The organism is Tumebacillus flagellatus (assembly GCF_000714935.1).
Classification (GTDB): domain Bacteria; phylum Bacillota; class Bacilli; order Tumebacillales; family Tumebacillaceae; genus Tumebacillus; species Tumebacillus flagellatus.
Map to the genome: position 1 here is coordinate 51,910 of NZ_JMIR01000004.1, position 26,035 is coordinate 77,944.

Genomic DNA, 26,035 nt, shown 5'->3' on the forward strand with positions numbered 1-26,035 from the left:
TCAAGAATGGTGTAAGAGCTTCCGATAATTGCGAAGCGCTTTTTGCAGGTAGGGAATCGCAGACGGCCCCCTGCCTTTTTCCAGATAAAACTCTCCTAACTTCTCCGCAGTTTCCGCCAATTCCGTGGAACATCCCAACCGTTCATACAGCTCGATGGCTTTGTTGTAGTAGAAAAGAAACTCCTCTGTGCGGGCTTCTACCAACGCGAGGTCGCCCAACTGCCTCCAGGTATGTGCCAGATTCAAGGAATTGTCCTTCTCTAGCGCCGCTTTCAGGGCTTCGTCTAAGTAGTGTCGCGCTTCCTCCAACTTCCCTTCGTGCAACAGCACTTTGGCCAACGCCCGCATCGAGTTTTGCACACCGTCATGGTCTTTGACTTGGCGCTTGAGTTTGATCGAGCGGACATAGCACTTGCGGGCTTTGTCATACTGCTCCATCCGAACCTCCAGTTCACCCAAGTTGTGATAGCAGCGGCCCAGTGACCCGACATCGGACGTCTGACTCAAGATGCGAATCGAACGCTCCAAGTGCCAGTGCGCTTTGTCGTAGCGGGCTTGGTTCATGTAGGCATTGCCGAGCATCATCTGCGTCCGGCCGATGTTGATCACCATGTCGTGCAGTTCAAAGATCGGTAGCGAACGTTCGCAATACCAGATGCAACCCTCCCATTTGCGCAGCAATTGGTTGAGGATGGCGAGGTGGTAATACAATTGTCCGGCTTGTACGGAGGTGTCCTGCTGCGCGTCAATCAACCGTTCGGCTTCCCGCAGCAGATCGTACGAATCCCAGACGTGGCCGAGCCGGTAGTGGTTGTTGCCCATCGCGGTGTAGACGTCGAGGACCCTGTCCGGTTGCAGATGCGCGGGGTCTTCGGCGTGCAGACGCAGCGTTTCGCGGCCCCACTCGGTGGAGACGTTGAACTTGCCTCCTGCGTTGTAGAGCAGACAGAGGTGGTAGGTGCTTTCCAGGAGGTAGCGGTGGGCGTTTCGAGCGAGCGCTTCCGTATAGAGGGTGTGGGCAGCTTCGGTGGCTTCCGGGATTTGGTTGTTCGATTTCCTGCGGAGGACGAGTTCGAGGAGTTCATCCAGCCAATCTTCCTGAAGATCGTGCATGACCAACAGATCGTCCACGCTGCACTGCAAGCGCTCCGCCAAGCGCGAGAGGATTTCCGGCGATACTTTCAATTTGCCGCGCTCGATCAGCGAAATCGATTGAACGGAGAACAGCTCCTTCGCCAGATCACCCTGCGTCAACCCGAGCTCCTTGCGACGGTCTCGGATGTTGCGTCCAATTTGAACGGCTTGACGTTGTTTCCATGCTTGCACAATGCTACCCCCAGAAAAAATGGCTTGATACAAATATTGTAACAGAATTTTCGATCCAATCCTAGGTATTGAAATCAATAAAGTAGAAATTTGTCGAAAAATGTCGACGATACTTTAATTAAAGTAAATGTCACAAAGCCGCTACACAATATGTTATAAAATAAGTATAGATCAAATAGCTTATCGATCTTTTCTACTGGGGTAGGAGGGTACGCAATGAGTGATTTAACCATTGGGATGCAGTTGAAGAAACTGCGCAAACAAACGGGGCTGTCGGTCAAGGAATTGGCGGACCGCGCTGGGGTTTCGCAATCTTACATCTATGCCATCGAGTCGGGCACGCGTGGGGCGAATGCTACGAAACTCGATTGTATTGCACAGGCATTGGGAGTGCCGGTCGCCGACTTGTACGGGGTCTGGAGCTACTAATCACGTGAATCGCATTGAAAAAGGGATAAAATGGGCGAAGGCACTGCATCAGGGGCGGTGTCTTTTTCCATTTGTGTTATCATGAGTGTAGGGCTGACACAGTGTTTGAAAAAGGGAGTGTACAGTACATGCAAGTTCAAATTTTTGCGTTGGGAATGTTCCAGACGAACGGCTACTTGCTGGTGGAGGAAGCCAGCAAGGAAGCGGTCGTCATCGACCCGGGCCAAGACCCGGACGCGTTGCTGTCCGCCATTGAGGAGCAAGGGCTCAAGGTGATCGGCATCTGGTTGACGCACGCGCACTTGGACCACATCGCGGGCGTCGGGGAGTTGAAAGCGGCGACGGGCGCGCCGGTGTTGGTGCATGAGATCGAGAAGGACTGGATGACCGATCCGATGTTAAACGGGTCGGGGCGGTATCCGGAGTATTTTGAGCCGATCACGGGGCCGGCGGCCGACGCGTTTGTCGCGGCGGGAGATCGGTTGAAACTCGGCGACACGGAGTTTGAAGTGCGCTTCACGCCGGGCCATACGCCGGGGCATGTCGTGTATGTGACAGACGGCATGGTGTTTGCGGGGGACACGCTGTTCAACAACGGCATCGGGCGCACCGATATGCCGGGCGGGGATACGGCGGCGCTGGTGAAGAGCATCCGCGAACAGCTGTACACGCTGCCGGAAGAGACGGTGGTGTTCTGCGGTCACGGCCCGGAGACGACGATCGGCCATGAGCGCAAAAACAACTGGGCGGTGAACGACCTGACCGATCTGCTGCAGGGCGGCGGCGGCATGATCCGTTTTTAGAAAAAAAGACCTCTCACGCATCGGTTGGGTGCGGGAGAGGTCCTTTTTTTGAAGCGGTATGTCGAGAATGTCTCTCAACTTGAAGGGGGGAGGAAACAGTCTCTTCTATAATATAAGGATCTCTACAGCGTCACGTCGCGCACGCTGAAAATGCCTTCGAGCGCTTCGATGCTGCGGCGGGTTTCTTCATCCGGGGCGCGGTCGACGGCGAGCACCATGAGGGCGATGCCGTTTTCCAGCTTCCCGACTTTCATCGAGTCGATGTTCACGCCGTTGACGCCGAGGATCGTGCCGACTTTGCCGATCATGCCCGGCTGGTCGCGGTTTTCGGCGAGCAGCAGCGTGCCTTGCGGTTCGAGGTCGACTTTGAACTCGCCGATTTGCACGATGCGGGAGCCAAGCGACGCTTTGTGCGTGCCCGCGACGGTGATCGTGGTGTTCTCGGTGACGACGGTGACTTTGAGCAGTTCGGTGTACGTGTCATGGCGGGACGCCTTCGTTTCTTTCAGTTGAATCTGGCTTTGCTCCGCCAAGAACGGCGCGTTGACGTAGTTGACTTCGTCGCCGTGGTAGTACGAGAGCATGCCTTTGAGGAAGGAGCGGGTCAGCGGCTCGGTCTGCTGTTCGGAAAGCGAGCCGTAGATTCCGATCTCGATCTTGCGCACGCTGTCGACCGCCAAGTTCGCCGCGAGCGTGCCGAGTTTTTCCGCCAAGGTGAGGTACGGCTCCAACGTGCGCAGGGTGTCGTTGGAGAGCGACGGCAAGTTGACGGCGTTGCGGAAGGGCAGTCCTTGCAAGATGTTCAAGAGTTCCTTCGCCACGTCGATGGCAACGTTGATTTGCGCTTCTTCCGTCGAAGCGCCCAAGTGCGGCGTGACGACGACGGTGTCCATCTCGATCAACGGGTTGCCGACCGGCGGCTCTTCTTCAAACACGTCAAGGGCCGCAGCCGCCACTTTGCCGTTCTCCAGCGCTTCGGCAAGCGCTTTTTCGTCGATGATGCCGCCGCGCGCGCAGTTGAGGATGCGTACGCCGTCGCGCATGCGGGCGAACTGGTCACGGCTCAAGAGGTGCTTGGTGTCTTTGGTCAGCGGGGTGTGCACGGTGATGAAGTCGGAGCCTTCCACGATCTCATCGACGGTCGACATGCGCACGCCGAGGCTTTCGGCGCGCTCGCGAGTGAGGAACGGGTCGTACGCAAGCACGTCCATGCCGAACGCTTTGGCGCGTTTGGCCACTTCCGAGCCGATACGGCCAAAGCCCAGCACGCCAAGTGTCTTGTGATTCAGTTCCACGCCGACAAACGACTTGCGGTCCCACGTGCCGTTTTTCAACTTCATGTGCGCTTGCGGTATCTTGCGCGCCATCGCCATCATCATCGCGAACGTGTGCTCGCAGGTCGAGATCGTGTTGCCGTCCGGCGCGTTGATGACGACGACGCCGTGACGGGTGGCAGCCGGAACGTCGATGTTGTCGACGCCCACCCCCGCGCGTCCGATGGCGCGGAGGTTTTTGCCCGCTTCAAGAAGTTCGGCGGTGACTTTCGTTTGGCTGCGCACAAGCAGCGCATCGTAGTCGCCGATGATCTCGCGCAGCTCAGCCGGGGTGAGGTCGGTTTTCAGATCGAGATCGACGAGCGGGGAGTCGATCAGCGCTTGCAAGCCTTGTTCCGAAATCGGGTCGCTGACGAGCACGCGGAATTTAGACATGGGCGGTCACCTCTTGTTTCTGCAGATAGACTTCTTGTGCCGCGCGGACGCCGCGGCCGAGTTCGATGTTCGCGCCCGCTTTGACCAGCGCGATCTCCAGCGCCGACAACACTTGCAGCATGTCGACCGGAGTGGCGTATCCCATGTGGCCGATGCGGAAGATCTGGCCTTTGAGATGTGCTTGGCCGCCGGCGACGATGATGTTGAAATCGTTCTTGAGGTGTTTGCGGACGACTTCGACGTCGTAGCCGTTCGAGCCGATCGACGTGACGGTCGGGGACGCGACGTCATCGGAGGTGAACAACGGCAGGCCGAGCGCTTTGATCGCGGCGCGGGTCATCTCTTGCATTTGTTTGTGGCGGGCGAAGATCGAAGGCAGGCCCGCTTCTTCGATCAGCGAGAGCACTTCGGCGAGGCCGTAGATCAGCGAAACGCTCGGCGTGTACGGCGTGGTGTTGGCGGCGAGCTGTTTGCGGTAGGCGCGCAGATCGAAGTAGAAGCGCGGCGCTTCATTTTTTTCAATGAGGTTCCAAGCTTTCGGGGAGGCAGCGAGGAAGCAGAGGCCCGGCGGGAGCATCAGCGCTTTTTGCGAGCCGGTCACGACGATGTCAAGGCCCCACGCGTCCATCGGGAGTTCCGCCGCGCCCAGCGAGGAGACGGCGTCGACGACGAGGATGGCGTCCGTTTTGCCGACTTGTTCGGCGATGCCTTGGATGTCGTGCAGAACGCCGGTCGACGTTTCGCAATGGGTGGCGAACACAACTTTGGCGTCCGGATTTTCGGCGAGGGCGACCGCGACTTGCAGCGGGTCGATGCCTTCGCCCCACGGAGCGGTTACTTCCACGACGTTGGCGCCGTAGCTTTTGCAGATCTTCGTAAAGCGGTCGCCGAAATTGCCGGCCGTGCAAACGATAACTTTATCGCCCTGTTGCACGGTGTTGGCGACGGCCAATTCAAGACCCGCCGTGCCGGAACCTGCGAGGATAAACACGTCTTGCTCCGTTTGGAACACATACTTCAAGCGCTCGGCGGTTTTGGCAAACAGGGCGGAGAACTCGCCGCTGCGGTGTCCGACCATCGGACGCGCCATTGCGCGCTCCACTTGCGGGGGAACGGGGGTCGGGCCGGGAATTCGGAGGATCGTCTGCTCTTTGAACATCTGGTAACACTCCTTTGGGGAATTGGATTTGGTGAAGATTCGGACATTGGTGCAACAAAAAATCCTCTCGTCCCTTTCCGCGCAGAATTCGATTCTGAACGGAAAGGGACGAGAGGATTCAAAGCTCCTTCGTGGTGCCACCCTACTTCGCAACGCTCGTTCCAGAAGAACGGAGAGTTGCCTCAAGGACCGATAACGAGGTCAACCGACTGCCTCTAGCGAACGGCTCAGCGAAAAACTGAACAGGACGTTCAAGGAGACGCTCAGGACTGCTGAGTCCTCTAAAACGGCGTACCGGTTCGCAGCCACCACCGGCTCTCTGCAACGCCGCGATCAGGGACGGTTCCTTCATCGCGTTTGTCGTGTGAACATGTCGTTGAAATTATCTGTATCTTAGCATGACGTTTTTAAGGGCGTCAAGGAATTTTAGCTTATGATTTCATCATGATTTATGATGAAAAGGCTTTCATTATAATTCTTCTTCCTTCGGCAAGAGGTTCGGGTTGCTGAGGCGCTCGCTTTTGCGCGTGGATTCGAGCAGCGGGACTTCGGCGACCAGTTCGAGCAACGCGCCTTCATCGCGGCGGATCGGGACGAACGCGAAGCAGAAACGATTTTGGTGAACGTCGCGGCGCATGTAGAGATAGCGCTTCAACCCGAACGTGCGCGCCGCTTCGTGCACGACCGTCTGCCGCTGTCCGTAGTGCGCGAGGGCGATGGCGGCACCGGGCGTTTTCGGCGTGACCATCACCGCCAGACCTTCCTGTTGGAGCAGGTCGATCCCTTCCTGCTTGTCCACGTCCGCCACCTGCACGTCGTCCACGCAGAGGGTGGAGCCTTGAAACGAGATCTTCCCCAGTTTCACATCTGCGAAATCGCCGATGTTCTTGCCTTTGGTAAATCGCCGCAACAGCCACACGACCAGAAACGCGAGCACCGCCGCGATGGGGATCTCCAGCGCATAGCGACGGCCGGGGATCAAGAGCATCGTGAGGACCGCGAGCAACGATGCGACCAACGAGAGATAGTTGCGGGATTCAAACGTTTTGGAAATGCCGTCGATGTAAGCGGCCCCGCGGGGGATGAATTCGGTTTTGTCCAAGTCTTGGAGCGACTCGCGCTCGGTTTTGCGCACATCGCGAAACTGCTGGACGGCGAGCATCAAAAACGAAGCTCCGACGAAATTTTTGGTGAGCAATGCGATAGGAAACACCGCTCCGATCGTCGCCGCCACGCCGCCGGTGATCATGTTGATAAATTTACCGTTCGGATACGACGGATACTGGCGCGTGTCTTCCTTGATCGTGAGCATCCGCGTCACCGTGCCGACCACAAATCCGGTTCCGATGATCGTCCAGTATTCCGGGGACAGCAATCCTTCCGCCATAGGGCGCCTCCTCCTGTTGCAGAAATGGTTGCTTGTAGTATGTGATGGTTGGGCTTCTTGCCATACTGTAGAAAAAAGGAGGGGGTGCCGCGCATGGAGGAATTGGCGCAATGGAAAGCTTGGGTCGAAGAATCCCAAACGCCCGTCGCCGTCACCGGAGCGGGCATCAGCGTGGCGAGCGGGCTGCCGACGATCAACCGCGAATGGCGCGGTGTGGCGCTGAAGGACGTTTTTACGTGGGAGATGTTTGAGGACGACCCGGCGCGGTTCTATCAATGCTACCGCGAGATGATGCTGGACTGGCGGGACGCGCGGCCCAATCCGGCGCATCTGGCGCTTGCGCACGGACGTGTGCGGATTATCACGCAGAACTTTGACGGTCTGCACCAAGAGGCGGGTTCGCGCGACGTGTTGGAGATTCACGGCAATCTGCGCGAGTTGATCTGCCTGCACTGCGAGGAGCTCTACCCGGCGCACGTGGCGGAGAAGAATCCTCTGCCGCATTGCCCGACGTGCAACCATCTGCTCAAGCCCAACATCGTGCTGGTCGGCGAAGAAGTCCGCCACATCGCCGTCGCCGTCGACTGGGTCGGGTCGTGCGACCTGCTGCTCGTCGTCGGGACGAATTTGGAGATGGACCCGGTGCGGCGGCTGCCGGAGATCGCCGAACAACGGGGCGTGCCGGTGATTCGCTGCAACCGCGGGGCGGAAGACGTGCTGCCGCTGCTGTTTGGGTAACCAAAAAGCCTCCAACAAAAAAGTCCCTGTGCCGCGCGTTAGGCGGAAACAGGGACTTTTCTGTACAGCGTTATGTGTGAGGTAAACCATCTACCAGCGGGATTCCGGACCCGAGGTGATGAACGCGATAGCCATGAATGCGCCGGCAAAACCGAGCAAGATGGTCGCATAAGCAGCGGCGTGCTCCGAGAGCAGGATGCCAAAAGAAGCGAAGATAAGTGCCATGATTGCAATGCCCATATAATAACGATACACGGGAATCCCCCCTCGCGGTCTGAAGTCAAACTCTGTCATTTGTCATAATACCACTATTTTTCAGCGCTATGCAACTTCTTTCACAGAGTCGCCATATTTTTGGAGTGTGATCTTTTTTTGGCGGGAAAGTAGGAGTTTGCGAGGTCTTGTCGAATTGTATAAACAACCACGAATAATCCGAGGGAACGAGGGAGAATCATGACAATTGCGGCAAGCCACAAAGAACTGGTGACCGACCTGCACAGCGGCATCAAAGCGATCGACTCTGCGGTCGCGGAGATCCAACGCACGGAAGAATCCTCGATGCGTACCAAGGAGTTGGCAGAATTCCTCAACGAGAAGATCAAGGAGATCGACGCGATCACCGTCTCGATCAACCGCATCGCGACGATGACCAAGATGCTCGCGCTCAACGCAGGGATCGAAGCAGCGCGCGCCGGCGAACACGGTCGCGGCTTCTCTGTCGTCGCCAGCGAGGTTCGAAAATTGTCCGAGCAATCGGCCGAAGCGACCACTTCTATTAAGAATGTCATTCAGGCTGTCCAAGGTCTGACCAGCGACTTGTTCCAATCGGTGGACGAAGAAACCAAATCGGTGGAATCGTCTGTTGCGGCGATGCGTCAAGCCAAAGCTTCCTTCCACACCATCGTGGAGAACTTGGCTGACGATGCTTCTTCCGAGGAATAAGCACGCGACGCACTGATCCGTCACGTTTATTCTCATACGGTACGACTGTCGCAGCCGAAGCGGTCTGCGGCAGTTTTTTTCAGAGGGAGGGGAAGGGCGTGTCCGAGAACGTTTCCGGGAAACGCTACATCTTAGCGCTCGACCAAGGCACGACGTCTTCGCGGGCCATCCTGTTTGACGAGGCCGCCCAAGCGGTCGGCCTCGCGCAATTGCCGTTTGAACAGCGCTACCCAAAGCCTGGGTATGTGGAGCACGACGCGATGGAAATTTGGGAGACGCAGCGGGAGGCGATGCGGCAATGTCTGCAAAGCGCCGGCGTCCGCCCGGATCAAATCGAGGCCATCGGCATCACGAACCAGCGCGAGACCACGGTGATTTGGGAGCGCGATACCGGCAAGCCGATTGCGCCCGCCATCGTTTGGCAATGCCGCCGCACGGCGGCGCGTTGCGACGAATTGGTGCAAGACGGCTGGGCGGAGAAGATCCGCGACAAGACCGGACTCGTCGTCGATGCGTACTTTTCCGCCACCAAAGCGGAGTGGATGCTCAACCGGAGCCCGGAGTTGCGTGAACGGGCGGCGCAGGGCGAGTTGCTGTTTGGCACCGTCGATTCCTGGTTGCTGTTTCAACTTTCCGGTAAGCGCTTACACGTAACGGATGTCACGAACGCCTCGCGCACGATGCTCTTCAACATCCACACGTTGGATTGGGATGACGAATTGCTGGAGCTGTTCGGCATTCCGCGCGCGATGTTGCCTGACGTGCGTCCGTCCAGTGCCCTGTACGGCGAGACGGACGCGGCGGTGTTTGGCGCAAGAGTGCCGCTCGCCGGGATTGCGGGCGACCAGCAAGCCGCGCTGTTCGGCCAAGGCTGTTTCCAGCCGGGCATGGCGAAAAACACATACGGCACCGGCTGTTTCCTCTTGATGAACACGGGGGACAGACCGATTGCCTCCACGCACGGTCTGTTGACGACGGTGGGCTGGCAGATCGGCGATGAAGTGACGTATGCGTTGGAAGGTTCCGTTTTTATCGCGGGGGCGGGCGTGCAATGGTTGCGCGACGAGTTGGGTTTGATTCAAGACGCCGCCGAGACCGAGACGCTGGCGTATTCGGTGCCGGATGCAAACGGAGTCTATCTCGTTCCGGCGTTTACGGGACTGGGAGCTCCGTATTGGGACCCGTATGCGCGGGGCACGATCTGGGGGTTGACGCGCGGCGCAAATCGGGCGCACATCGCGCGGGCGAGCCTGGAGGCGATCGCCTACCAGACGCGCGACGTGCTTGACGCGATGGAGATCGACTCCGGCATGGCGTTGCAGCGATTGCTCGTCGACGGCGGTGCGGTGCAAAACAAATTTCTGCTGGAGTTTCAAGCGGGGGTGTTGGGGATTCCGGTCGTGCGCCCCGAGCAGTTTGAGAGCACCGCGAGGGGGGCTGCGTTCTTGGCGGGGTTGTCGGTGGGCTTTTGGCCGAATTTGGAGCACTTGACGAAGTTGATCGGCACGGCCGCCACCGTGTTTGCGCCGCAGATGGAGGAGTCGCAGCGCGAGGAACTCTATCAAGGATGGAAACGAGCCGCTCACCTCTCGCGGGGTTGGCTTCAGGAAAGCTGATCTAGAAAAACAGATTGGTTTTTCGTGCGGCGAAGCGTTATAATGGCTACGTAAGCAATCAAAAAATACCAGAGGCTGAGCAGATCTTTTGTTCAGGATACATAAGGAGGAGACAGCATGAAATTCCAGTTGGGCGCATTTGCACCGGGTCGTATCACCATTCTGCCGTTGTTCGTCGGACAAACCGGCGAGCAATTCGGTCTGAACCTGACCGATTATCATGGCAAGAAGAAAGACCATGTGGTTTGGTTTGACCAAGACGGCACCCGTTTCGTCGTGGCAGGTCTCGGCGAGCAGAAGAAATTCCATCTGAACAAACTCCGTGACGCCGTGGCATTCGGCGCGCGCGCAGCCGTCAAGGAAGGCGCGACCGAAGTGACCGTGATCGTTCCGACCGTCGAGGGCTTCACCACCGAACAACTCGTACATACTTCGGTTGAAGCGTACATCATCGGCGAATACCGTTTTGACAAATACAAGAGCGCGAAAGAACCGCTCACCGTGGAAACCGTCACCCTGGCAGGCGCTGACGGCGCTCTGAGCGGTTATGAAGAAGCGATCAAGACCGGTCAGATCTACGCGGAAGGCACGGTCATCGCCCGCAACCTCAAGAACGAACCGTCCAACAAATTGAAGCCGTTCGGCCTCGTGGACTTCGTGCAAGACCTGTTCAAGGACTCCGCGAACACCTCCGTGGAAGTGTTCAAAGGCGACGCGCTGGAAGACAAAAAATTCGTCGGCCTGATCAACGTCGGCAAGGGCTCCGTCAACCCGCCGGCGATGATCAAAGTCACCTACACCGGCGACGCTTCCAAGCCGCTGACCGCACTGGTCGGCAAAGGTCTGACCTTTGACACCGGCGGCATCTCGCTGAAAGTCGGCGTGCGAGACCTCTCCAACATGCGCATGGACATGGGCGGTTCCGCTGCTGTCATCGGCGCGATGTACATCTTGACCCGCCTGCAAGCTCCGGTCAACGTCGTCATGCTCGTCGCGACCGCGGAAAGCATGCCGGACGCTGCGGCGTTCCTGCCGGGCGACGTGATTGAATACCCGAACGGCGTTTCCGTGCATGTCGGCAACACCGACGCAGAAGGCCGTCTCGTACTGGCGGACGCGCTGATCTACTCGCAAGAACTCGGCGCAGAGCGCGTTGTCGACATCGCGACGCTGACCGGTGCATGCGCTGCGGCGCTTGGCAGCAAGCTCGCAGGTCTGTTCGGCGAAGAGTCGGTCGTTTCCGGGATCAAAGCATCTGCAAAAGTCACGGGCGAGAACGTTTGGGAACTGCCGCTGTGGGATGACTACGAAGAACTGCTGTACTCCCCGATCGGCGACATCCGCAACATCACCGAAGGCCCGGGCGCGTTGACCGCCGCTCTGTTCCTGCGCCGTTTCGTCGGCGAGAACCAGAAGTGGGCGCACATCGACATGGCCGGCCCGATGGACGGTGCGAGAACGCATTCCTACAGCAACGAAGGCGCGACCGGTTTCGGCGCACGCCTGCTCGCGGACTGGGTTCTCCGCTAAACCGGGAGCCACGCGCACATGTCCAAACGACTTTCACCGTACTTTCGATTTTGGTGGCGGACTTGTGTCGTGTTCTGCCCGCTGACGTTTCTCATCCTCTACGGGAGCGGCGTGATCTGGTGGAAAGCGTTGCTCTCGGGACTTGGAGTCGGGGTGGGCGGGCTCGTGCTCGTCCTCCCGTTCATCCTCTCATGGGGGAATGTCGACCGCAGCCTCTGGTCGCAGGAAGAGCACATGAAGCGCCAGATCCGCTACCGGGAGAAGTTGCGCCAATGGGAGAACCAAGAGGAGGACGATCGATGAACTACGCGTACATCTTGGAGCAGAGCCGCAAAGCGAAAGCGACGCGCTCGCTCTATGAATACCTCAAGACGCACACCAAGCAACCGTTTTTGCCGGGAACCGTCGTGGCGGACTTCCCGATTGCGGACGGGATTCAAGTGCAGAACCAAGACAAGCACCGCGTGATCAACCTCCGTTTGCATGACGAGCATTTAAGTCCGTACATGCGCTCGGACATGAGCCTGTTTCATCTGTTGATGATGGATGAGAAGGCCGACATTCGAATGTACCGCGCCGAGAACGGATGGATGCTGGTGTTTGAAGGCATTCAGGTGGCACCGAAACCGTTCGGGCAGAGCGGGTACGACATGCGTTGACAACCAAGAACCTCTTCAAGTACTTTGCATGTGTACTGAAGGGGTTCTTTTTTGCATATCTTTCTTCACCCAAAATCGTGCGAAAGGGGTCGCTAGCTCATGAAAGTTGGCTTTTCCAAACAGACGAGAGAGCAGGACCTGCAGGAGATGGCGGCAAACGGCGTGGATCTGTTGGTGATCGGCGGCGGGATCACCGGGGCCGGCATCGCCTGGGATGCGGCGCAACGCGGGCTTCGAGTCGGGGTTTTGGAGCAGCGGGATTGGGCGTGCGGCACTTCGTCGCGTTCCACCAAGTTGATACACGGCGGGTTGCGTTATCTCGCCCAAGGCGAACTCGCGCTGGTGCGCGAAGTCGGGCGTGAACGCGCCATCTTGCACCGTCTCGCGCCGCACACCGTCCACCCGATGAAGCTGCTTCTCCCGATCTACCGAGGCGGAGAATATTCGCGCATCGCCGCTTCGGTCGGCCTCTGGCTGTACGACCGTCTCGCGGGCGTCAAGCGTTCGGAACGCCGCAAGATGCTCTCCAAGGAGCAGACGCTGATGTTGGAGCCGGGGCTGAACACGAACGGGTTGCGCGGCGGCGGTCTCTATGTGGAATACCGGACGGATGACAGCCGCTTGACGATGGAAGTGTTGAAGACGGCGAACGCATCCGGAGCCCTGCTTGCCAGCTACGCGAAAGTGACGGAATTGCTCTATCAGGACGGACAGGTGTGCGGCGTGCGGATGCGCGATGAGTTGGCGCAGCGCACGCTCGACATTCCCGCCAAAGCGGTCGTCAACGCGGCGGGCCCGTGGGTCGATGAAGTGCGCCGATTTGACGGCGCGTTGACGGGCAAGCGGCTGCATTTGACCAAAGGGGTGCATCTCACCGTCGACCAGACCGATTTGCCGTTGCGCCATGCGGTGTATACAGGAACGGATGACGGACGGATGATTTTTTTGGTGCCGAGAGGGACGCGGGTGTACATCGGGACGACCGATACGAACTACACGGGCGACATCGCGAAGCCGGTTTGCACGGAAGAGGACATGGAGTACCTCTTGCGTGCCGTCAACGGGAACTTCCCGCACGCGAACTTGACGCGCCAACAGGTGAAAAGTTCGTGGGCCGGCCTCCGTCCGCTGCTGCACGAAGAGGGCAAATCGCCTTCGGAGTTGTCGCGCAAGGAAGAAATTTTCCGCAACGCGTCGGGGCTGTACTCGATTGCGGGCGGCAAGTTGACCGGCTTTCGCAAGATGGCGCAGAAGATCGTCGACCGCGTGACGCAGGACTTGGAGCAAGCGGAGGGACGGCGGTTTAAACCGTGTTCCACCGACATCACCCCGCTCTCCGGCGGCGCAACCGGCGGGCAGGGATTTGAGCCGTTCTATGACGCGATGCAGATCGTGGGCCAAGAGGAGTACCTGTTGGGAGCGGACGTGCTGGATTCTCTGCTGGTGCGCTACGGCTCCAACGTCCGCACGATCTTGCGCTATCTCGAAGAGGATAACGCGCTGGCCGACCGGGTCGGCGGGAGGTTGCCGATCTTGCGTGCGGAGTTGCGGTATTCGATCGAGCACGAGATGACGCTCTCGCTGACCGATTTCCTGCTTCGCCGCACGGGCGACCTGCTGTTCGCCGCCGAAGAAGCGCTGGAAGCGGCACCCGCGTTGCTGCATGCGTTCGCCGACCTCTGCGGCTGGGATGAGGATGAGCGGTCGCGGCAGTGGGAGCTCTGGCAAGAAGCGGTCGAAGAGGCACGAGGCTGTTTGGGGAGCGCCACAGGGGTGAGCGTGTGAGGTTTTGTATGGGAGAAAACAAATGGCTCTCGTCCGTCAAAGTGGCGGAGGAGGGCTTTTTTTCTAGGCAGGAAAGTGTCGGGAAATGTAGAATCTTGGAACTGAGGTGAAAGCTGGAATGAAAAAAGTCACGAAAAAACTCCTCGGCACCACGTTGGCGTTGACGATGCTGTTTGCGCCGACGGCCGCGTTTGGGTATGCAGGGGTGGCGTCGACTTCCAAGACGGTCATGGGCCGCACGGTGCAATTGGTCTACGCCAACTTGAACGACAGCAACATCGAAGTCAAAGCGGTCTCCGCGCAAAACCGCGTCGGCGCGACAGAGAGTTTGGCGTCGCTCGCTGCGAGCCACGGCGCGTTGGCGGCGTTGAACGGCGGGTATTTCAACGCCTACAGCGACAACCAGCCGTTGACGGTCGTGCGGACGGACGGCAAGTTTGAGCACAACGGGTCGTTTGGCGCGGTGTTCGGGATTGACGAGTTGAACCGCACGTACTTCGGACGCATCTACCCGACGATCCAAGGCAGCACCAAGGATTCCTGGGTGTGGCCGAACAACTGGTCGGCTTGGGGGATCAACCATTACTATGACGATCCGAACGCGATCACGATCTTGACGCCGGAAGTGACGAAGCGGGCGCTGAGCGGCGGCCGCACGGCGGTTGTGGAAAACAACATCGTCACGGCGGTGGTCGACGGCGACGCGAACATTCCGAGCGACGGCTACATCGTCCACTTCGGGCCGGGCGTGGCTTCGTCTGCAGACGTGTTCAAAGTCGGCGAGCGCGCGTCGTACAAAATCACGTACGCAGATGCGGCAGGCAACCCCGTTCATTGGGAGCATGTCTTCAATATGATGGGCGGCGGGCCGATGTTGGTCTTTAACGGCGCGGTCGTGGTCGACCCGATCGCCGAGAAATTCACCGACCCGAAACAGACGGGCAATGTTCGTTCCACGCGGACGTTTGTAGGGGTCAATGCGGACAACCGCCTCGTGCTCGGGACGGTGCCGAACGTGTCGGTCTATGAGCTTGCAGATGTTGTGAAAGAGCTGGGGTTGGTGCATGCGGTCGGCATGGATTCCGGGGCGACGGCAGGGCTGTACGCGAACGGAAGCTACTTGACCACGCCTGGACGCAACGTGCCGAACGCGCTGGTCGTCTCGCTTCGCAACGGGCCGGTGTACACCACGAGTGGATTTGTCGATGTGGCGAATTCGTACTGGGCGAACAACTCGATCACGAACTTGCACGCCAAGGGTGTGATTAACGGCGAAGTGATCAACGGGCAGCAAGTGTTCCACCCGGAGGACACGATCACCCGCGGGGAGTTTGCGACATTGCTGTCGAAGGCGTTGGATTTGAAACCGAGAGCGGCTAAAACCAATTTCACAGATGCGCAAGGTTCGTGGATGGAGCCGTATGTGCAAGCGGTAAGCGAAGCCGGGTTCATGAGCGGCTACAGCTCCACCGACTTCGGCTCCGGCGACCCGCTGACGCAACAGGAAGTCGTCGTGATCCTCTCGCGCGTGGGCGCCAAGTACGGCGTGCCCGCCACGAAAGCAGACCGCTGGCTGTCCGATCCGCCGAGCGACTGGGCGGACAAGCAAGTGCACGTCGCGATCCAACAAGGGCTGATCGTTGATTCGTTCGGCGAGAAAGCGTTCAAACCGCTGGAACAAGCGAACCGCGCCGAAGTGGCGGACGTGTTGGATACGCTGTGGTGGAAGTTAGGGAAGTAACGGAAGGAATTAAAGAGGCGAAAAAAACTCCCAAGCCCGTTGCGGCTGGGAGTTTTTTCGCTATTTTTTGTAAAAATATACTATACTAAGTAATAGTTTGTAAGAGTTTTCGAGGAGGGTCAATAATGAAAGTGTGGAAGATTGCCCCAGGGCGGTATGCTGCGAATTGGAAGGAAGCGAAAGAGAAAGGGATTATCTTTATTGGTTGGGACGAAATGGGCGATCTTCGTCAATACAAGACACGTGAGGATCTTGTAGAAAAGTATCAGGACGTGTATGACGTGGATTATAATCCGATCAACAACAGTTTTACCCTCTGGGCCTTCACGAACCTAATTCAGGAGGGCGATGTTATTATTGCCAATAAGGGCGGGAGGGCGATCGTCGGGATCGGGAAAGTCACGGGAGACTATGAATACCGACCTGATTTGAACCCGGACTATCCGAATGTTCGCAAAGTCGATTGGGCGCTTCAGCAAGAGGTTACGTTGTCGAAGAAATTGTTTCCGAACAAGACGTTGTCTGAAGTATCAGAAGATCGGGTAGCGGCGATTCAACAAGGGGTTTTGAAAAAAATACCGAATGCAGAATCGATGTGGTCGACTCTAGGTTTGACAAATAGTGTAGGCGAACAAAACTCTAGTAGCAGTACCCATGAGCAATGGGTTGATTTTTGCGACGAATTCCTCGAATTCGCGCAAAGCCGCCATTATTATTTTGAGAAGAGCATCATTGAGCGGTTTGTGACGTCTCTAAGAAGCAAACCGTTTCTGATTTTATCCGGGATTTCAGGCACAGGGAAAACCAAGATTGCGCAATTGTTTGCGGAGTTCATGTCACAGCCGAGGAGCCAAACTTCGAGGCTATCTGAAAAAAATAGTAAAAGCTTCGAAGTCGTATTACAGCCATACATGTTCGACCACAGTAGAATGATTTTATCAGAAGAAGTTGTTAAGCAGGTTGACCGGGATTTTGCTAGGGGAGAAACCGTGACTGCCTTTTTCGGGGAATTCATTGAGCATCAGTTCATCAAAGAACAAGGAAACGGTGTGAGATTTGGATTTCGAAAGGGGCTAACGGCATGGTTGCATGATCATTTCGATGTTGGAAAAATTTTGAGGTTTCGAGTTTCAAACGACGGGAAACTCTGGGAGTTTGGGGATGTAGCAGAGTTAAAGACATCTATGCCGCCTCAGACAGCATTCCTCTCTGTGCGTCCGGACTGGTTGGATCACCGCGGGTTGCTCGGAGGATACAATCCGATGACTGAGAAGTATCAAGTTACTGAAATGCTCAAAGTTTTGTTGCGAGCGCAGAGTGCGCCGGAGCATCCTTTTTTTGTTGTGTTGGATGAAATGAATTTGGCGAAAGTCGAGTATTACTTCTCCGATTTTCTTTCTTGTTTGGAAAGCCGTCGGATGAAGGATGGGAAGTTGGTACAGGAAGCGATCCAGTTGCACCAAGCAGATGCAGATACGGCACAGGGGCTCTCGTTTGTCGATGATGATGGTACGGTCTATCAAATTCCCCCGTCAATTGAGATTCCCCAAAACCTCTATTTCATCGGGACAGTCAATGTGGACGAAACCACGTATATGTTCAGTCCGAAAGTGTTGGACCGAGCCCATGTGATTGAATTCAATGACGTTGATTTTGAAGCTTACCGCAAGAACGTCATGGGCAGTTCGAATCAAGGCTACAACCCGAGTTGGAACTATGATGAGTTGGTGGCAGACTTCACAGCCAATGGCAATTTCCATAAAAAACTCTATGCCAAAGAGTTCTTGCGTTCCGACGATCCGATCCGTTTGCAGAGTGTGTTTGAACTGGTGGATTCCCTCAAGGAGAAATTGTTGGCTGAGGGGTATTCGTTTGGGTATCGGGTTTTTGATGAAGGAATGACGTTCATTGACAATCTGCTGGAACTGGAGATGAAGCCAGAGTCGGCGTTTGATCTCATGATGTTGCAAAAAGTCTTTCCGAAATTTCATGGGAACCGAGCGCAAATGGAGCAAGTGTTGAGCAGTTTGTTTAACTTCTGTCTGTTCGATTCGAAGCATGAGGAAGTAGAAGAAGACGAGGAAGAAGCACAGGGGGAAAACAAAAAGAAGAAGGAAAAAGCTCGCGCAACCGAAAATGCCATTCACGCCGATTTCAAGGGGGACTTCTTGACGGGGTTCCGTTTCCCGAAATCGGCTGAGAAACTCCACTCGATGTACCGACAGTTGGAGCGGGCCGGTTATTGCAGTTTCATACAGTAAGGTGAGGTGGCAAATGTGGAGATTGATTTTACACTTCATCTTCCAAGCGGGAAGGAACATAAGGGTAACGAACTTCAAGAGAATGTCGAATATGAAGTGGTGTTTAAGTCAGAGGATTTGACGAAGAAAGCACGAGAGCATTTAGAAAAGAATTATAGTAGTGTGCTCACTCCTTTTTACAGAAACTACAAATTGGTCTTTCGAAACTTGGTGGGACACGTTTCGTTCCTTGGCAAGACGTTTGAAGTGGTCTCGCGCAAGTGGACGAAGGAGCAAGTGAACCAAATGTGGCTGGAGGTCAGCGAGCAAGCGGCGGCTTTGCTTTTTTCTTATCGATCTCCTGTCAAACAGGCGGCTCAACGTTCCGTGAGGGAACGGGAGATTTGGAAGTACCAGCAATGGGTGTTCTTGCGGGATCAGCTTCTGCACCGCAAGGAGCTCACGTCAGCTTGGGAATTGATCGCCAGAGAGCCGCACACGATCATCGGTGTAGAGCGCTTGCAAAGTGATTCATGGGAAGTGGGAGCGTTCGATGAACGTTCTTGGTATCGAGCGATTGAATCATCCGATGTTACTGTGTTGGGACAAGGTCACCCGTTGCGTCAAACGGCCATCGCTCGTCTGATGAGCAACGAGAGGGGCCAATCCTTTTTTCCAAACAAGATGGAAGAGACGAAGAAGCGTATCATGTTTGATACGCGGGAAAATCGATTTTTGAAATACATGTTGGACGAGATGCTTCAACTCGTGGAATGGAAAGAGCGCTTTCTCCTGAAGGACAAGAAAAACGTATACCGCATCGACGAGTTGATGAAACAGAATCATCAGATGAAGTGCACGCTTCAAGGAATGCTGTCTGTACCATGGCTGGCGGAAGTGGGCAGATACCAAGGCGATTGCGGGAACAGCACCGTGTTGCAACGCAAGGTAGGGTATCGGCAATGGTTTGCTTTTTACCAAGAATGGTTGCAGGGGATTCGCTATCCGTTTGAACCTGAGGAAATGCAGGTTTTGGTGGAAACGAGAGACGTTGCAAAGATTTTTGAGTATTGGTGTTTCTTTCAGGTTTTACAAACGATCGAAGCAGTGAGCGGAGTTCGTCGTCCGAAAGTCAAGCTTACCAACAGCGAAGATGAGGGTGCGCACTTGGGGAATGGTGTGGAAGTCTCCTATCAGATCGGTGAGAAAGAACTAATCGTTTACTTTAACAAGTCGTTTTCTCGCAAAAAGGGTTCCTCCTATACGTTGCAGGTTCGCCCGGATATCAGTCTTCTGTGGGGAGGTAAATGGCATCACTTTGACGCCAAGTTCAAAGACGGATATGCACAGAGAGATTTAGTGCTGCGCGGCGATCTTGAACGCATGCACGTCTACAAAGACGCGATTCAAAACTCTAACTCGTCCATCGCGCTCTATCCAGCACGGCGTTACACGTGGGGCAGATTTTATGAGTCAGGACTTGGCGGTGGGGTAGGGGTGATCGGGTTGCGGATCGGAGAACTGAGCTCAAGGCTGCGAGGCGTTTTGGAAAGGATAATAAAAGGAGAGGTACTTGATGCCCGTATATGTAAGCAATATGGTCAATCCTGACCCGTTCATGATGAATAAAGACTAGGTGAATGAGCATATTGCGAAATTCTTAAGAGAGAAAGGGTTTCAAGATGTTAAAGTAGCATCCGTGTCGGGAGTCGTGGATGTGAAAGGAAGTAAACACAATTATCATATTGCTGTGGAATCAAGAGGGACTCGATCTGCAACTCATCAGGATGATAAGGTCTTTGACAGTTCTCAACTCTATATGCACGTAGTGGAACAAGTGGGTGACCTGATGCAACATAGTCAGGCACAAAGCGGCACACTGTTGTTTATGGGGAATCCTGATATTCCACGTATCAGACATCAGGTTGCCAAGATCGACAAATCACTTGACCGACTTGAATTCGTTCGGCTTTGGGTTCAAAAGGACGGAACGGTATTGGTTGAAGCCCCGAAAGAGATGGCTTCAACCCTGCAAAAACTCGGAATCTAGAAAAAACTCCCAAGCCCGTTGCGGCTGGGAGTTTTTTGTTCTTCTACAAGTTCTCCGGCACCACCGGAGACATCGAGAGGAAGGTGCAGCCGGTTTTGCTGGTCGGCGCGTGTGAAGAGCCCGGCGGGGAGTAGATGCACGAGCCCGGCCCGTACTCGACGCCTTCGTCCTCAAAATGCCTTCCAACACATTCACTTCTTCGCCTTCCGGGTGCCGGTGCGGAGCATAGCCGCAACCGGGTGCAAAGCGCAACACGGCGCGGACCTCGCCGGGCTGTACCCGCAACACCAACAGCTCCACTCCTTTGGACACTTCACGCCATGCTTTCTTTGTCGTGTCGATCTGGATCAAACCTTGCATTGGAAAAATCACCCTCGCTACCCAGATGCTTATAGAATAGTGGAAGTGCGGACGAAGCAGAAGCGGTTTTTTCAATTTTTTGTTCTCCTGATGGAGAATTGATATATACAATAGGAGAATTTTCTGTTACGATACATTTGTGCTTACTTATGAAGGAGGTGTAAAACATTGTCGGAACCGTTGTTAACAATCGGGCAGCGCGTGAAGCGGCGGCGGGCCGAGCGGGGAATGTCGCAAGCAGAGTTGGCGGAGGGGATTTGTTCGCATCAGACGGTCAGCTTGTTGGAGACGGACAAGCACACGCCTTCCGCTGACATTCTGCGCAAACTAGCGGAGAAACTGCTCATGCCTTTGCACGAGATTGTACGCAATCGTGAGAGCGAACTGGATGTCAAATTGCAGACGGAGATTGCGAAAATTTACGTGGAGCAAGGGGAGTACGATCTGGCGCTGCAGTTGGTCTGTGAACTGGACGCTCGCGCAGACGTCACGGAGAGCCAACAAATCCAACTGACGCTCTTGCGTGCGGAGTGCCTCATGCGCACGCGGCAAGCCAAGACGGCGATCGAAATGCTCGTCCGGTTGAAACACAGGTTGGAAGCCGTGCGGGATATGGACGACCTGTTCATGGCGGAGTTTTACAACAAACTGGGCAACGCCTACTACTACGCTTCGAACATGATCTATGCGCACACGCATTATATGCAGGCGTTGGAAGCCTGCGGGCAGGTTCCGGGAACCGAGATGCGACAGGCAGAATTCAAATTCAACTTGGGAACCGCTTGCATGTGGCTGGGTTTTTACTCCGATGCGATGGCTTATATTTCGGAAGCTCATGAGTACTTTGATGAAATGTCCGACCCGCATCGTCTGGCAGCCGCTCTGTTTCAAATGGGGCTTTTGCACAAACAAATGGGAGAGTACGGGCAGGCGGAAGCATTTCTGCAACAGTCCTTGCATCTCTATCGGTCGCAGCGTGTCGTCGAGATGGCGTATCGAGTGCGGCAACAGTACGCGTCCTTTTTTCTCGCGGAGACAGACCCGGAGCGGGCTGTGCGGGAACTGCAGGAGTGTCTGAAGGAATTCGAGCAGGCGGGTGATCATGCACGAGTCGTTCACTCCTGTGCAAAAATCGCTTCCTTATATATCGACCTGAATCGGTTGAAAGAGGCAAATCACTACTTGATTTTGGCTTTTGACCGCATTGAAGAAACTTCGATGCAAGCAGACCCTCGGTATGTATACGCGTTTCAGGTGTTTGCAAAGTACTCGTACCAAACCAAAGACTATGCGCAAGCCATCGAGTATTCTCTGCAAGCCTCTGAACAGTATGAACGCATGGGATTGCAAAGGGATTCGGCAGACACCTTGCAAATTTGTGTCTTGGCGTACCGCGCGCAAGGAAATCTCAACAAAGCTTTCAACATGTTGATGAAAGCCAACGAATCCCTCCAGCGTTCACAAGAGGTAGTTTGTTTGCAAGAAGGGAGGAACGTACATTGAAAAAGTTTGTTGCTGGTTTGCTCTCCGCTGCTGTTCTGGCAGCTGCACTGGTCGCCGTCAACGCACACACCGTGCGCGCGGCCGTCATCGACCCCGCCGACCCGTTCGGCAAGGTGCGCGCGGCCGTCATCGACCCGGCCGATCCGTTTGGCAAGGTGCAAGTCGCGGTCATCGACCCGGCTGACCCGTTCTCTGTCAAACTGCAAGGCTAATACGTATGAAAAAACCTCTCACGGCTGTCGTGGGAGGTTTTTTCTGTCCGGATTCTTTCCAATGGGGGTTCAAAATTCTAAATTTTCCACGGCTATACTTTAGAAACGCTCTTTCCTATAAAATCACAATTGTAAACACTTTTCGTTTGCAAATGAGGTTTGGTTCATATAGAAAAGGAGGCGTACCTATTGGAAATGGCCATCATCGGTGAACGCATCAAGGAGTTGCGCATCGCGCGAAACATGACGCAAGTGGAGTTATCAGAGGGGCTGTGCACGTCGAGCATGATTTCGCAGATCGAGTCAGGCAAAGCGAGGCCGTCGTATCAGATGCTGTCGGAGATCGCAGACCGCTTGCAGGTTTCGATGGAATACTTCGTCGAGGACTCCAAGCCGAACCAAGAGTACACGACGGCGTGCCGCGCCGCCAAGATGGCGGTCGCCGGCCGCAACTACACGCAAGCCGCCGAGTTGATCCAACTCTTGCTCAACTCGCAAAAAAGCCAACAAGACGCCGTCCCGTTGCTCCTCGACCTCCTCGTCTGCTACCTGGAGCTCGGCAAGCGCGACCTCGCAGTCCGGCTGATCGAGATGCTGGAGCGAGAAGCCAAACAGAACGACGAGTACGCAATGCTTGCGCGGATGCATCAACATCGAGGCACTCTGCACGCACAAGCCCGCGACTTTCGCAAAGCCGCTCTTGAAATCCAACGCGCGCTCGATACGCTCGCTCATGTTGAGAAACCGGACCCGCACGTCCACGCCCGCCTGCTGTTCCAACTGGCAGAGGCGCAAGCAAAACTGGGCCGCACGGAGGAAGCGTTGGCACTCAGCGCCCGTTCGACAGCGTACTTTAAACATGCCCGCAAGATTTCCGATCAGGCGCACACCTGCCTCCAACTCGCGAAGTCCGCTTCGGAACACGCCCAGCACCGCCAAGCCATCTTGTTTGCAGAACGCGCCCGCCACTTGTCGGACGTCGTCCGCCAACGCGTGGAGGGAGAGCGGTGCCGCATGGGACGAGCCCTGTGGTTCGCCCGCAACCGCTCGTCGTCGGAGGAAGCCCGCAACCTGTTGCAAGAGACGGTGCGGCGGTTGCACAAATTGGGCAATCTCGAAGAAGCCGGGCTGGCGGCGCTGCAACTGGCGAGGCTGCACTTGCAGGCGGACGACGTGCCGGCGGCGGAAGCGGCCCGTGCGCAAGCGGAGCGCTGGATTCCCGCGGCTCATCCGGCCCGCCGCCAACTCCAAGCCCTGCAAGGCCGCCTCGACGGAAAAAACCGCCGTTTCCGTCAGGGCAAGCGCCTGCTCCAAGAGGTGGCGGATCACTTCTACGACCACCGCCGCCTGTTCGAGTGGGAAGAAGCCGTTTCCGATCTCGCGGGCGTCTACGCCGAGGAAGAAAACTACCGCAAAGCGTCCCGCCTGTTGCTCCAAGCCCGCCAACAAAACCGCGGCGTCCTCTTCGAGCGGGGCGTGTGCCTCTAGCCTCCAGGAATCCGTCTCGCAAAACCCGTTTGCCCGAAAAAAATCCCCATCACCGCACAGGAGAGGCGGGAAGGGGATTTTTTTCTCAAACTGCGGTTCAACGGACTACTCGACAATCGGTTTCTCCGGAGAGAAGTGGTCGTCGCCGTCGGTGGCTTGCAGGACGTCGATCTGGATGACGGTGTTGTCGAGGATGATGAGACGGACGTATTGGTTGGTTTTCAGGGTCGGCACGACAGCGTCCTTCGCTATGCTTAAGGTGAGGGATTGGTCGGAGCGGCCGCTGTTCTTGGTGATCGTGATCGAACCGTCAGCCGAGGAGGTCGGAGCGGTGAACGCGGCGACTCGGCCCTTGGAGAAGTTCTCGATCTCCTCCAAGGTCGGTGTTTGTTTCTTCGCTTGTGCAAACACGATTTCGCCGCTTGCGTTGAGCAGCACGCGGACGTTCATGCCCGGTTGGAAGTCGCTCCACGCCGCGAGTTTGTTGTCGAGGAAGAAGTAGGATTGCGCCGCGACTTTGTACGTGACATCGCCGTGCGTGCGCGTGGTCAGCGTGAGGCTGCCGGTGGAGACGGTTTTCAACGAACCTTGCAGTTGGCCTTGGGTTTGTTGTTGACGCTGTGTATCGTAATCAAACAGATGCTCCGCGTTGCAGAGAATCACCGCCAGTTCGTTGCGCGCCACCGGTTTGTTCGGTTGGAAGGTGCGGTCGTTGTAGCCGGTGATGATTTTGTTCTCGGACGCGACGGAGACATAGCCGACAGCGTCGGCGTCGATCGTGGAAGCGTCGGTGAAGCTCAAGGTGTCGTGCAGATGCGCTTGCGCTTCAACGCCCAGCCCCATCGCACGGACGACCAGTTCGGTGGTCCACTCGCGGTCTGCAAAACCTTGCGGATTCAGCGCGGTCTTGGCATCGAGGAAGCCGTGTTGCAGCGCGAGGGAGATGTAGGGTTTCGCCCAGTCGGACACTTGCGCCGAATCGGTCAAGTCGAGGGGGAGGTCTATCGCGAGCGCTTCTGCTTGGTCGCCAAGGCCCATCGCGCGGACGGTCATGACGATCGCTTCTTCGTGCGTGACGTTGTGGCTCGGCAGGAAGCGGCCGTCGCCGTAGCCGTTGATGACGCCCTTGGCGTTCATCTCGGTGATGAAGCGGATCGCCCAGTCGTCGTTGGTGACGTCTTGGAATTTCATCGCGTATTGGAAATGACCTTTGCTCAGGAAGTCCGGCTGATCGTTTTTCGCCGGCATCGTCGCGAACGCCGAGGAAGCGCCAAGCGAGGAGAGCAAAGTCAAAGCGAGCCATGCGGAAAGTCGTTTTTTCATACCCAACCATCTCCTTTGAATGTATCTATTTGCCAATTTTCACTTGTCATACAGGTACGGGAGGAGCGCTAGTTTCTGTGGGGGTAGGGTTCAAAGTTTTTGGGTTTTCGACTCGGCGCGCGCCAATCCGAGCGCCGTCCACAGGTAGTAGGTGACATAGGATTCATAACCCGCCCAATTTCCCGCCATCTCGCGGACTTCCGCTTCGGTCGGCTGGTGATCCAGTTGGTAGAAATGCTGGATGGCGTTGCGAAGTCCGATGTCGGCGGCGGGGAGCAAGTCCGGTCGGCCGAGGCCGAACAAGAGGACGCACTCTGCCGTCCAGCGCCCGATGCCGCGCAGTTTGACCAAAGATTGGATCGCTTCTTCGTTGCTCATCGTCTCAAGCGCCTGCAAGTCGATCTCACCGCCCGCCACGCCGCGCGAGAAGTCGATGATGTACTCCGCTTTGCGCTGCGAATATTTCAGCGGGCGCAAGTCTTCGTAGTTCAAGCGGGCGATCTGCTCGGCGGTGGGGAACGCGTAGAACGGACGCCCGCCCAACTCCACCTGATCGCCGCAAAGTTCCACCAACGCCCGCTTCAAGTTCTCGGCGAACGTCAAGTTGACTTGCTGGCCGATGATCGAGAGGATCATCGATTCAAACGGGCCGCTTTCCAGCAGCAAGTTCAAACCGGACAGTCGTTCGGTGACGGCGGCAAGCACGGGGTCTGTGCGTACTTTTTGATAAAAAGGTTGCAGCGGGCGGTCGACGGACAGCATGTGCCGCCAGATCTTCACCGCTTCGAGCGCTGTCGCTTCGTCTGGAGCGCGCTCCACCGTCAGTTGAATGTCCGGCGCGTCGGAAGCGGGTTCCGGGCAGTTCACGCGCACGAGCACGGTGCGTCCGCCGATGTCGTGCGCCCGTCCGAGATGGTGCTCGCCGATGTCGTAGAGATACGAGTTGCTCGACGTGGCGATTCTCTCACGGAAGTAGTCAAATCGATAGGGGGCTTGAGGAGTCATCGTGTATGTAAAAAGAGGCATGTGAGGCAG

Annotated in this window: 23 protein-coding genes and 1 pseudogene; 16 read left to right on the top strand and 8 right to left on the bottom strand. The window is 56.2% G+C overall.

All coding sequences use genetic code 11. The annotated features are described in order from the left end of the window. Entirely contained in the window at window positions 1–1,326 is a 1,326-nt protein-coding gene (locus EL26_RS04315; protein ID WP_038084949.1) for a helix-turn-helix transcriptional regulator, read from the bottom strand. Window positions 1,327–1,542: 216 nt separating this feature from the next. Here EL26_RS04315 and EL26_RS04320 point away from each other — a divergent pair, with 216 nt between their 5' ends. Both EL26_RS04320 and EL26_RS04325 read left to right on the top strand, forming a co-directional pair. Then, entirely contained in the window at window positions 1,543–1,755 is a 213-nt protein-coding gene (locus tag EL26_RS04320; RefSeq protein WP_038084951.1) for a helix-turn-helix domain-containing protein, read from the top strand. A 128-nt stretch (window positions 1,756–1,883) separates the two neighbouring features. Further along, a complete protein-coding gene (locus EL26_RS04325; protein WP_038084953.1) occupies window positions 1,884–2,558 on the top strand; it encodes an MBL fold metallo-hydrolase in 675 nt (224 codons plus the stop codon). 122 nt (window positions 2,559–2,680) lie between these two features. On the opposite strand, the gene serA is transcribed toward EL26_RS04325, so the two are convergent. From serA to EL26_RS04340, 3 genes are all read right to left on the bottom strand, one after another. Then, a complete protein-coding gene (serA, locus tag EL26_RS04330) occupies window positions 2,681–4,267 on the bottom strand; it encodes a phosphoglycerate dehydrogenase (protein ID WP_038084955.1) in 1,587 nt (528 codons plus the stop codon). Next, window positions 4,260–5,426, bottom strand: coding sequence for a pyridoxal-phosphate-dependent aminotransferase family protein (locus tag EL26_RS04335; RefSeq protein WP_038084957.1), 1,167 nt, complete (start codon window positions 5,424–5,426; stop codon window positions 4,260–4,262). Before EL26_RS04335 ends, serA begins: the two co-directional genes overlap by 8 nt. A gap of 469 nt (window positions 5,427–5,895) precedes the next feature. Further along, window positions 5,896–6,813, bottom strand: a complete 918-nt coding sequence (locus EL26_RS04340) for a YIEGIA domain-containing protein (protein ID WP_038084959.1) — start codon at window positions 6,811–6,813, stop codon at window positions 5,896–5,898. Between the two features lie 93 nt (window positions 6,814–6,906). Between EL26_RS04340 and EL26_RS04345 the strand changes: the two genes are divergently transcribed. Continuing rightward, window positions 6,907–7,551: an SIR2 family NAD-dependent protein deacylase gene (locus EL26_RS04345; RefSeq protein WP_052035981.1), complete on the top strand. Its 645-nt coding sequence runs from the start codon at window positions 6,907–6,909 to the stop codon at window positions 7,549–7,551. 90 nt (window positions 7,552–7,641) lie between these two features. Here EL26_RS04345 and EL26_RS25795 read toward each other — a convergent pair whose 3' ends face one another. Further along, complete coding sequence (locus tag EL26_RS25795; protein WP_162835157.1) at window positions 7,642–7,806, bottom strand: hypothetical protein; 165 nt, start codon at window positions 7,804–7,806, stop codon at window positions 7,642–7,644. A 198-nt stretch (window positions 7,807–8,004) separates the two neighbouring features. Between EL26_RS25795 and EL26_RS04350 the strand changes: the two genes are divergently transcribed. The 10 genes and pseudogenes from EL26_RS04350 to EL26_RS04395 all read left to right on the top strand — a co-directional run bounded on the left by EL26_RS04350 (window position 8,005) and on the right by EL26_RS04395 (window position 20,114). After that, window positions 8,005–8,493 (top strand): methyl-accepting chemotaxis protein, encoded by a 489-nt coding sequence (locus EL26_RS04350; RefSeq protein WP_052035982.1) that lies wholly within the window; start codon window positions 8,005–8,007, stop codon window positions 8,491–8,493. A gap of 98 nt (window positions 8,494–8,591) precedes the next feature. Beyond that, the gene (gene glpK, locus EL26_RS04355; protein ID WP_038084961.1) at window positions 8,592–10,109 is read left to right on the top strand and encodes a glycerol kinase GlpK; all 1,518 of its coding nucleotides are present in this window, start codon (window positions 8,592–8,594) and stop codon (window positions 10,107–10,109) included. A 117-nt stretch (window positions 10,110–10,226) separates the two neighbouring features. Then, window positions 10,227–11,639: a leucyl aminopeptidase family protein gene (locus tag EL26_RS04360; RefSeq protein WP_052035983.1), complete on the top strand. Its 1,413-nt coding sequence runs from the start codon at window positions 10,227–10,229 to the stop codon at window positions 11,637–11,639. A gap of 18 nt (window positions 11,640–11,657) precedes the next feature. After that, window positions 11,658–11,942: a hypothetical protein gene (locus EL26_RS04365; RefSeq protein WP_152559172.1), complete on the top strand. Its 285-nt coding sequence runs from the start codon at window positions 11,658–11,660 to the stop codon at window positions 11,940–11,942. After that, window positions 11,939–12,298: a hypothetical protein gene (locus EL26_RS04370; protein ID WP_038084965.1), complete on the top strand. Its 360-nt coding sequence runs from the start codon at window positions 11,939–11,941 to the stop codon at window positions 12,296–12,298. The genes EL26_RS04365 and EL26_RS04370 overlap by 4 nt, the downstream gene beginning before the upstream one ends. Before the next feature lie 99 nt (window positions 12,299–12,397). Further along, window positions 12,398–14,083, top strand: coding sequence for a glycerol-3-phosphate dehydrogenase/oxidase (locus tag EL26_RS04375; RefSeq protein WP_038084967.1), 1,686 nt, complete (start codon window positions 12,398–12,400; stop codon window positions 14,081–14,083). 118 nt (window positions 14,084–14,201) lie between these two features. Continuing rightward, window positions 14,202–15,824, top strand: a complete 1,623-nt coding sequence (locus tag EL26_RS23435) for a phosphodiester glycosidase family protein (RefSeq protein WP_052035984.1) — start codon at window positions 14,202–14,204, stop codon at window positions 15,822–15,824. Window positions 15,825–15,949: 125 nt separating this feature from the next. Next, window positions 15,950–17,474: pseudogene (locus EL26_RS25735) on the top strand (McrB family protein); the annotation flags it as partial. Window positions 17,475–18,100: 626 nt separating this feature from the next. Next, window positions 18,101–19,675 carry a DUF2357 domain-containing protein gene (locus EL26_RS04390; protein ID WP_038084972.1) on the top strand — a complete coding sequence of 525 codons (1,575 nt, stop codon included), beginning with the start codon at window positions 18,101–18,103 and terminating at the stop codon, window positions 19,673–19,675. Window positions 19,676–19,700: 25 nt separating this feature from the next. Further along, on the top strand, window positions 19,701–20,114 hold the full coding sequence (locus tag EL26_RS04395) for a hypothetical protein (protein ID WP_161780654.1): 414 nt from the start codon (window positions 19,701–19,703) through the stop codon (window positions 20,112–20,114). Here EL26_RS04395 and EL26_RS26640 read toward each other — a convergent pair. Next, window positions 20,088–20,474 carry a cupin domain-containing protein gene (locus EL26_RS26640; RefSeq protein WP_420802053.1) on the bottom strand — a complete coding sequence of 129 codons (387 nt, stop codon included), beginning with the start codon at window positions 20,472–20,474 and terminating at the stop codon, window positions 20,088–20,090. The genes EL26_RS04395 and EL26_RS26640 overlap by 27 nt on opposite strands. A 168-nt stretch (window positions 20,475–20,642) precedes the next feature. Between EL26_RS26640 and EL26_RS04400 the strand changes: the two genes are divergently transcribed. The 3 genes from EL26_RS04400 (at window position 20,643) to EL26_RS04410 (ending at window position 23,677) form a co-directional block, all read left to right on the top strand. Next, window positions 20,643–21,977 carry a helix-turn-helix domain-containing protein gene (locus tag EL26_RS04400; protein WP_038084976.1) on the top strand — a complete coding sequence of 445 codons (1,335 nt, stop codon included), beginning with the start codon at window positions 20,643–20,645 and terminating at the stop codon, window positions 21,975–21,977. After that, the gene (locus EL26_RS04405) at window positions 21,974–22,189 is read left to right on the top strand and encodes a hypothetical protein (protein WP_038084978.1); all 216 of its coding nucleotides are present in this window, start codon (window positions 21,974–21,976) and stop codon (window positions 22,187–22,189) included. Before EL26_RS04400 ends, EL26_RS04405 begins: the two co-directional genes overlap by 4 nt. Before the next feature lie 195 nt (window positions 22,190–22,384). Next, the gene (locus EL26_RS04410; protein ID WP_238546051.1) at window positions 22,385–23,677 is read left to right on the top strand and encodes a helix-turn-helix domain-containing protein; all 1,293 of its coding nucleotides are present in this window, start codon (window positions 22,385–22,387) and stop codon (window positions 23,675–23,677) included. 105 nt (window positions 23,678–23,782) lie between these two features. Here the strand turns inward: EL26_RS04410 and EL26_RS23440 are convergent, their stop codons facing one another. Then, a complete protein-coding gene (locus EL26_RS23440) occupies window positions 23,783–25,000 on the bottom strand; it encodes an S-layer homology domain-containing protein (RefSeq protein WP_052035985.1) in 1,218 nt (405 codons plus the stop codon). Window positions 25,001–25,090: 90 nt separating this feature from the next. After that, window positions 25,091–26,026 carry a DNA-3-methyladenine glycosylase 2 gene (locus EL26_RS04420; protein ID WP_038084980.1) on the bottom strand — a complete coding sequence of 312 codons (936 nt, stop codon included), beginning with the start codon at window positions 26,024–26,026 and terminating at the stop codon, window positions 25,091–25,093. Window positions 26,027–26,035: the final 9 nt, after the last annotated feature.